Genomic DNA, 8,058 nt, shown 5'->3' on the forward strand with positions numbered 1-8,058 from the left:
GTCGGCCATCCCCGCCGGCCCCTCGGCCCGGTAGCGGTCGGACCACTTCTTGGCGGTCCGCGCGGAGACCATGAACATTGTCGCGGCCGCGGTGTGGGTCCAGCCGTGCTCGACGACGAGTTGAGCGAGCCGCAGCCGGGCGCGCGGGGTCAGAGCGGCGTTAGCGTGGGACACGAAGGCCTCCGGTGGGTGAAGCGGTTCCTAGACAGCTCCACTTCACAACCGGAGGCCTTCGTCTGTCAGCCAGACTCACCGCCCCCGGACGGGACAACCTCCCTGGACATCACAACTAGGCTCGCCCGCCGTGAACGACCCGCAGCACGATCCCGGCCGCGACCCCGAACCCCTCCGCTACGACATCGTCGACGTGTTCACCGACCGTCCGTACGCCGGCAACCCGCTCGCCGTCGTCCACGGCGCCGAGGCGCTGTCCACGGCCCGGATGCAGGCCATCGCGCGGGAGCTCAACCTGTCGGAGACCACGTTCCCGCTGGCCCCGACCGGCGACGCCGAGGGCGGCGCGGACTACCGGGTGCGGATCTTCACCCCGCTCGCCGAGCTCCCCTTCGCCGGGCATCCCAGTGTCGGCACCGCCTGGGTGCTGGCCCGCGACGGCGTCATCGGCGAGGGCGACCGCGTGCAGGAGTGCGGCGCCGGGCTGCTGCCGGTGCGAGTCGACGGGACCGGCGCCCGGGTGTGGGGCGGCCCGCCGTCGGTCGGTGCCGAGCTGGACGCCGTCCGCCTCGCCGCCGCGCTCGGCCTCGGTCCCGACGACGTCGACGGCGCCGCCGTGCCGGGTGTGGCCGGTGCCGGGACCGACTTCGCGATCCTGCTCGTCGTCGCCGGTGCGGTCGCCCGCGCGGTGCCCGACCCCGCGGCGCTGGCCGCCGCGGTCGCCGGCAGCGGCGCGACCGGGGTGCTCGTCGCCGCCGTCGACGCCACCGCCGAGCGGGTCCACGCCCGCATGTTCGGCATCGGGATCGGGGTGCCCGAGGACCCGGCGACGGGCTCGGCCGCCGTCGCGCTCGGGATCTTCCTCGCCGACCGCGGTCTGGTCACCGACGACGGCGAGCACTCCTTCGTCGTGACCCAGGGGGTGGAGATGGGCCGTCCGTCCACGCTCTACGCCGGCGTCCGCACCGAGGGCGGGCGGGCCGTCGGTAGCTGGGTCGGCGGGACCGTCGTCGCGGTGGCCAGGGGCTCCCTGACCCCACCTCCCGAACAGGGGTGACCGACGGGTAACCCCATCTGACCACCGGCGGGTGAGAAACCAATCACCTGGACGGGGCGCCGCGGCCGTCGTCGTGCCAGCATCAGTCCCCAGCCCGAACGCCCGGGTCGTGACGACGTCGTCGCCGCGACGCGGGCGAGGACGAACTCGACGAGGAGCCCGCCTGTGAGCACCACCCTCCGCGCCCGCCGGTCCTGCCTGGCCGTGCCCGGATCGAGCCAGAAGTTCATCGACAAGGCGCGCACGCTGAACTCCGACCAGGTCTTCCTCGACCTGGAGGACGCCTGTGCCCCGCTGGCCAAGCCCGGTGCGCGGAAGACGATCGTGGAGGCCCTCAACGAGGGCGGCTGGGGCGAGAAGATCCGCGTCGTCCGGGTCAACGACTGGACCACCGAGTGGACCTACCGCGACGTGATCGAGGTCGTCGAGGGCGCAGGCGCGAACCTCGACGCGATCATGCTGCCGAAGGTGCAGACCCCCCAGCAGGTCGTCGCGCTGGACCTGCTGCTCACCCAGATCGAGAAGACGAACGGTCTCGAGGTCGGGAAGATCGGCATCGAGGCGCAGATCGAGAACGCGCTGGGCCTGACGAACGTCAACGCGATCGCCACCGCGTCCCCGCGCGTCGAGACGATCATCTTCGGCCCGGCCGACTTCATGGCCTCGATCAACATGAAGTCCCTGGTCGTCGGCGAGCAGCCCCCCGGCTACGACGTGGGCGACGCCTACCACCACATCCTCATGTCGATCCTGATGGCGGCCCGCGCACACGACAAGCAGGCCATCGACGGGCCGTACCTGCAGATCAAGGACGTGGACGGCTTCCGCCGGGTGGCCGGCCGCTCGGCCGCGCTGGGCTTCGACGGCAAGTGGGTGCTGCACCCCGGCCAGATCGACGCCGCCAACGAGACCTTCTCCCCGGCGCAGAGCGACTACGACCACGCCGAGAACATCCTCGACGCCTACGAGTACTTCACCTCCGAGGCCGGCGGCAAGCGCGGCGCGGCGATGATCGGCGACGAGATGATCGACGAGGCCAGCCGCAAGATGGCGCTGGTCATCTCGGGCAAGGGGCGCGCGGCGGGCATGACCCGCACCGACAAGTGGACCCCGCCGGAGTCCTGAGGGCCCGGCCCCGCCGACCGACGACGCTCACCGAGGAGTAACCAGCATGGCCCGGCTCGCCCAGACCGCCGGTCTGACCGACATCCAGACCGAGATCCTGTCCACCGTCCGCTCGTTCGTGGACAAGGAGATCATCCCGCACGCGACCGCCCTGGAGCACGCGGACACCTACCCGCAGGACATCGTCGACGGGATGAAGGAGATGGGGCTGTTCGGCCTCATGATCCCGGAGGAGTACGGCGGTCTCGGCGAGTCGCTGCTCACCTATGCCCTGGTGGTCGAGGAGATCGCCCGCGGCTGGATGAGCGTCTCCGGCGTGATCAACACCCACTTCATCGTGGCGTACATGCTCCGCCAGCACGGCACGCGGGCGCAGAAGGAGAAGTACCTGCCGAAGATGGCCACGGGGGAGACCCGCGGCTCGTTCTCGATGTCCGAGCCCGACCTGGGCTCCGACGTGGCGGCGATCAAGACCAAGGCCGTGCAGGACGGCGACGAGTACGTCATCGACGGCGCCAAGATGTGGCTGACCAACGGTGGCACGTCGAACCTGACCGCGGTGCTGGTCAGGACCGACGAGGGCGCCGAGCGCCCGCACCAGAACCTCACCACCTTCCTCGTCGAGAAGCCCACCGGCTACGGCGAGGTCGCCCCCGGCCTGGTCGTCCCGGGCAAGATCGACAAGATGGGCTACAAGGGCGTCGACACCACCGAGCTGGTGTTCAAGGGTCACCGGATCTCCGGTGACCAGATCCTCGGCGGGGAGCGCGGCAAGGGCTTCGCGCACATGATGGACGGCGTCGAGGTCGGCCGGGTGAACGTCGCCGCCCGCGCCTGCGGCATCGCGATCCGGGCCTTCGAGCTCGGTGTCGAGTACGCCCAGCAGCGCTCCACCTTCGGCAAGCCCATCGTCCAGCACCAGGCCATCGCGTTCAAGATCGCCGAGATGGCGACCAAGGTCGAGGCCGCGCACCTGATGATGGTCAACGCCGCACGTCTGAAGGACCGCGGCGAGCGCAACGACGTCGAGGCCGGCATGGCCAAGATGCTCGCCTCGGAGTACTGCAAGGAGGTCACCGAGGAGGCGTTCCGCATCCACGGCGGCTACGGCTACTCCAAGGAGTACGAGATCGAGCGTCTCATGCGGGAGGCGCCGTTCCTGCTCATCGGCGAGGGCACCTCGGAGATCCAGAAGACGATCATCTCCCGAGGGCTGCTGCGCGACTACAAGCTGCGCTGACCGCACCCGCGTCCACGGCCCTGTACCCCGTCCCGGGGGTGCGGGGCCGTGTCGTCCGGTCGGTGGGGTGTGACCTGCGGCTCCGCGACTAGTCTTCGGGGCACGTCGCGGTCCGGTCGAACGTTGCACCGACGACGAGACAGGACATCTTCCACGAGGAGCACGCCATGACCAATCCCTTCGGCGGCCAGACTCGTCCGGCTCCGGGCCTGCCGCAGCTGCCCACTCCGCCGACCGGATGGCCGGTGGGTTCCTACGCCACCTACGAGGAGGCGCAGCGGGCCGTCGACCACCTCGCCGACTCCGACTTCCCGGTCGCCGACGTGACGATCGTCGGCGTCGACCTGATGCTCGTCGAGCGGGTCATCGCCCGCCTGACCTGGGGCCGGGTACTCGCCTCCGGCGCGGCGCAGGGTGCCTGGCTGGGTCTGTTCGTCGGGCTCCTGCTGTTCATGTTCTCCCCGGACGGCAACTTCCTGCCCATCGTCGTCGGCCTGGTGTCCGGCGCGGTCTTCTTCATGGCCTTCGCCGCGGTCAGCTACAGCGCGAGCAAGGGCCGCCGGGACTTCCAGTCCGCCAGCCAGATGGTGGCGGGCCGCTACGACGTCCTGTGCGAGCCGCGCAACGCCGAGCGGGCCCGCGAGATGCTGGCCAAGCTGGCGATGGGCAGCCCCGGCGGGGGTTTCTGACCGGCTCCGGCGCCCGCACGACCCCACGGCCGTCGTCACCCGACCGGGTGGCGGCGGCCGTCCCGCGTCGGCGGTCGGACATCTGTTCCCACAGGCCGCATTGCCTCCTATAGTTCGCGCGTCGGACATATCGGAGGGGCGCGATGACACAGGTGTCAGGCGGACCGGCGGAGCGCGAGCTCCCGCCGGCGGCGGTGGACGAAGAGGTGCTCCTCGCCGAACAGCGGGCGTGGACCCCGTGGAAGATCGCGGTGTGGGTGGGGATCGCCCTGCTGGGCGGTCTGGCGTGGGTGATGCTCGCGCTGGTCCGCGGGGAGACGGTCAACGCGATCTGGTTCGTGTTCGCCGCGGTGAGCACCTACGCGATCGCGTACCGGTTCTACTCCCGCTACATCGAGAACAGGCTGCTGCGCCCGGACGACCGGCGCGCCACCCCGGCCGAGTACAAGGAGAACGGACAGGACTTCCTGCCGACCGACCGGCGGGTCCTCTACGGCCACCACTTCGCCGCGATCGCCGGTGCCGGTCCGCTGGTCGGCCCGGTCCTGGCCGCACAGATGGGGTACCTGCCCGGCACGATCTGGATCATCGTCGGGGTCATCGTCGCCGGTGCGGTCCAGGACTACCTGGTGCTGTTCTTCTCGATGCGCCGCGGCGGGCGCTCGCTGGGCCAGATGGCCCGCGAGGAGCTCGGCCGGGTCGGCGGCATCGCCGCGCTGATCGCGACCCTCGCCATCATGATCATCCTGATCGCGGTGCTCACCCTGGTCGTCGTCAACGCCCTCGGCGAGAGCCCCTGGGGCGTCTTCTCGGTCGCGCTGACCATCCCGATCGCCCTGTTCATGGGCGTCTACCTGCGCTTCCTGCGACCGGGGAAGGTCTCCGAGGTCTCCTGGATCGGCTTCGCGCTGCTGATCGGCGCGATCGTCGCCGGCGGCTGGGTCGCCGAGACCGGCTGGGGCCAGGCACTGTTCACCCTGGACCGCACCACCATCGCCTGGGGCGTGATCATCTACGGCTTCGTGGCCGCGGTGCTCCCGGTCTGGCTGCTGCTCGCCCCGCGCGACTACCTGTCGACGTTCATGAAGATCGGCACGATCGTGCTGCTCGCCGTGGCGATCATCGTCGTCCGCCCGGAGCTGGCCGCGCCCGCGTTCAGCGAGTTCGCCGGCCGCGACGACGGGCCGGTCGTCGCCGGGTCGCTGTTCCCGTTCCTGTTCGTGACGATCGCCTGCGGCGCGCTGTCGGGCTTCCACGCCCTGATCTCCTCGGGGACCAGCCCGAAGCTGATCGAGAAGGAGCGCCAGACCCGCCTGATCGGCTACGGCGGCATGCTCATGGAGTCCTTCGTGGCGATCATGGCGCTGGTCGCGGCGCTGTCGATCGACCGCGGGCTCTACTTCGCGATGAACTCGCCCGCGTCGCTGACGCTGGGGACGGTCGAGGGTGCGGCCGCGTTCGTGAACCAGCTCGGGCTGACGGGTGTCGACGTCACCCCCGACCAGCTCGCGACGACCGCGGCCCTGGTCGGCGAGGAGTCCGTCGTCTCGCGCACCGGTGGCGCCCCGACCCTCGCGGTCGGCCTGGCGAACATCATGGCGCAGTTCATCGGCGGGCCGGCGATGATGAGCTTCTGGTACCACTTCGCGATCATGTTCGAGGCGCTGTTCATCCTCACCGCCGTCGACGCGGGCACCCGGGTGGCGCGCTTCATGCTGCAGGACGCCATCGGCACCGTGGTCCCGCGGTTCGCCGACACCTCGTGGAAGCCGGCCGCCTGGATCTGCACCGCGCTGATGGTCGGCGGCTGGGGCGCGATCCTGGTGATGGGGGTGACCGACCCGCTCGGCGGGATCAACACGCTCTTCCCGCTGTTCGGCATCGCGAACCAGCTCCTGGCGGCGATCGCGCTCGCGGTCTGCCTGGCCATCGCGGCCCGGCGCGGGCACGTGCGCTACCTGTGGATCATCGTCGTGCCGCTGGCGTTCGCCGCCGTCGTGACGGTCACGGCGTCGATGTACAAGATCTTCTCCGCGAACCCCAAGATCGGGTACTGGGCGCAGCACTTCGCGTTCCGGGAGGCCGTCGCGTCCGGGCAGACGAGCTTCGGCACCGCGGGCACCCCGCAGGCGATGGCGGCGGTCGTCCGCAACACCTTCGTGCAGGGCACGCTGTCGATCCTGTTCGTGACGCTCGCGCTCGTCGTGATCGTCGCCGCTGTCCTGGCCGCCTGGAGGTCGATCGCGATGGGCGGCCGCCCGGACAACGAGGACGATCCGGTGCCCTCGCGGCTCTACGCCCCGGCCGGGATCATCGTGACCCCGGCGGAGAAGGAGCTGGAGAAGGAGTGGACCGAGGCGGTCGGGACCCCGGCCCGGTCGGGGCACTGACCGTGGCGGCACCGAAGGCGGCGGCACCGAAGGCGGCGGCACCGACCCTGGGGGCCAGGACGATCGCCCGGCTGCGGGCGTTGCACGACTGGTGGCGAGGGGTGATCGGGGCGGACCTGTACGACCGCTACCTCGACCACCACCGTCGCAGCGGGCACGACCATCCGCCGATGACCGAGCGGGAGTACTGGCGGGCCCGCACCGCGTACCAGGAGAGCAACCCACAGGGTCGCTGCTGCTGAGGTGGCCGCCGTTCCGGCCGGTCCCGTTGCGCCGCACGGGTGGCCGGGCATCCACGTTCGGCCCAGTGCGCCCTCCCGGGTGGGTGTCACACCCCACCGGGGAGGGCGCGTCGGGTTCCGGACTCGGGTCGGTGCGGGCAGGATCAGGCCCCGTGAGCGGCGAGGCGTGGCAGGAGAGCGACCAGATCCGCCCGGCCACGGTGCACCGTGCCTACGGGCGAGGCGCCGCGGGCTACGACGCCTTCGTCGCGACCCTGCCCGGCTACCGCACCCACCTGCGGGTGTCGGCGTCGCGGATGGGGTTGGGCGACGGCCACGGTCTGCGGCTGCTCGACGTCGGCTGCGGTACCGGGGTGTCCACCGAGGCGTTGTTGACCAGCGTCGGGGGTGCCGAGGTGGTCGCGGTCGACGCGTCCGCGGAGATGCTCGCCGTCGCCCGGCGGAAGAACTGGTCGCCCCGGGTGACGTTCGTGCACTCCCGGCTGGAGACTCTCGCCGAGGCCGGTGTCGAGGGCCCGTTCGACGGGATCCTCGCGTCCTTCCTGGTGTCCAACCTGCCCGACGCCGAACACGGCCTACGCCGACTGCTGAGTCTGCTCGCCCCCGGCGCCCCGCTGGCGGTGCACGACTACGCCGTCAGCGGCCGGAGCCGGATGCGGTGGACCGCGGCGAACTGGACCTGGATGCTCCCGATGGCCTCGCTGCGCTGGGGGGCCGCGGATCTCGCGCGCTACCGGGCCCGGCGGATCGCGACGGCCGGTGGGCCCGAGCAGATGGTGCACCGGATGGAGCGCGCCGGGTTCGACGACGTGCGCGTCCAGACCGTCGGCGGGGTCCAGCAGCACCTCGTGCACACGTTCCTGGGGCGGCGTCCCGACGAGCCCGACGTGGTGGGGGAGCGGCAGGAACGCCGCGCCCGCGGTTCGGCCATCGCCGCGGCCGGGTGGCGGCCGCGGCGGGACGAGCCCGTCCCCGCCCACCGGGACACGACCGGGCCCGTCGACGAGGGCGGCCCCGAGGACCCCGGCTACGCCGAGACGCTCCCGGACCAGGTGCTCGACGGCGACGACGTCGAGCTGGGCGAGGGGGACGCCGCCGTGGCGCCCGTGTCTCCTCCCGGTGCCCCCGCCCACCCCACGGC

General features: G+C 71.5%; 8 protein-coding genes. 7 read left to right on the forward strand and 1 reads right to left on the reverse strand.

Annotated elements, in window-relative coordinates; genetic code table 11:
• A partial coding sequence (locus tag FVA95_RS26625) for a leucine zipper domain-containing protein (RefSeq protein ID WP_149662471.1) occupies nt 1-174 on the reverse strand: 174 nt, incomplete at its 3' end.
• Nucleotides 175-304: 130 nt separating this feature from the next.
• Between FVA95_RS26625 and FVA95_RS26630 the strand changes: the two genes are divergently transcribed.
• From FVA95_RS26630 to FVA95_RS26660, 7 genes are all read left to right on the forward strand, one after another.
• Nucleotides 305-1,231 carry a PhzF family phenazine biosynthesis protein gene (locus tag FVA95_RS26630; protein WP_149666576.1) on the forward strand — a complete coding sequence of 309 codons (927 nt, stop codon included), beginning with the start codon at nt 305-307 and terminating at the stop codon, nt 1,229-1,231.
• 165 nt (nt 1,232-1,396) lie between these two features.
• Nucleotides 1,397-2,356: a CoA ester lyase gene (locus FVA95_RS26635; RefSeq protein WP_060713175.1), complete on the forward strand. Its 960-nt coding sequence runs from the start codon at nt 1,397-1,399 to the stop codon at nt 2,354-2,356.
• 46 nt (nt 2,357-2,402) lie between these two features.
• The gene (locus tag FVA95_RS26640; protein ID WP_149666577.1) at nt 2,403-3,596 is read left to right on the forward strand and encodes an acyl-CoA dehydrogenase family protein; all 1,194 of its coding nucleotides are present in this window, start codon (nt 2,403-2,405) and stop codon (nt 3,594-3,596) included.
• A gap of 167 nt (nt 3,597-3,763) precedes the next feature.
• Nucleotides 3,764-4,285, forward strand: coding sequence for a general stress protein (locus tag FVA95_RS26645; RefSeq protein ID WP_060713173.1), 522 nt, complete (start codon nt 3,764-3,766; stop codon nt 4,283-4,285).
• A 143-nt stretch (nt 4,286-4,428) separates the two neighbouring features.
• Nucleotides 4,429-6,675, forward strand: a complete 2,247-nt coding sequence (locus FVA95_RS26650) for a carbon starvation CstA family protein (RefSeq protein WP_149666578.1) — start codon at nt 4,429-4,431, stop codon at nt 6,673-6,675.
• A gap of 2 nt (nt 6,676-6,677) precedes the next feature.
• The gene (locus tag FVA95_RS26655) at nt 6,678-6,917 is read left to right on the forward strand and encodes a YbdD/YjiX family protein (protein ID WP_240051754.1); all 240 of its coding nucleotides are present in this window, start codon (nt 6,678-6,680) and stop codon (nt 6,915-6,917) included.
• 152 nt (nt 6,918-7,069) lie between these two features.
• Nucleotides 7,070-8,058, forward strand: a 989-nt coding sequence (locus FVA95_RS26660) for a trans-aconitate 2-methyltransferase (RefSeq protein ID WP_240051755.1), incomplete at its 3' end; no start/stop codon positions are given.

It is taken from the genome of Pseudonocardia sp. EV170527-09, assembly GCF_008369905.1.
Taxonomy (GTDB): domain Bacteria; phylum Actinomycetota; class Actinomycetes; order Mycobacteriales; family Pseudonocardiaceae; genus Pseudonocardia.

What these genes read in the sequence shown, in the direction of transcription:
- FVA95_RS26640 (WP_149666577.1), top strand. Translation starts at nt 2,403, where the DNA reads ATGGCCCGGCTCGCCCAGACCGCCGGTCTGACCGACATCCAGACCGAG.
- FVA95_RS26645 (WP_060713173.1), top strand. Translation starts at nt 3,764, where the DNA reads ATGACCAATCCCTTCGGCGGCCAGACTCGTCCGGCTCCGGGCCTGCCG.
- FVA95_RS26650 (WP_149666578.1), top strand. Translation starts at nt 4,429, where the DNA reads ATGACACAGGTGTCAGGCGGACCGGCGGAGCGCGAGCTCCCGCCGGCG.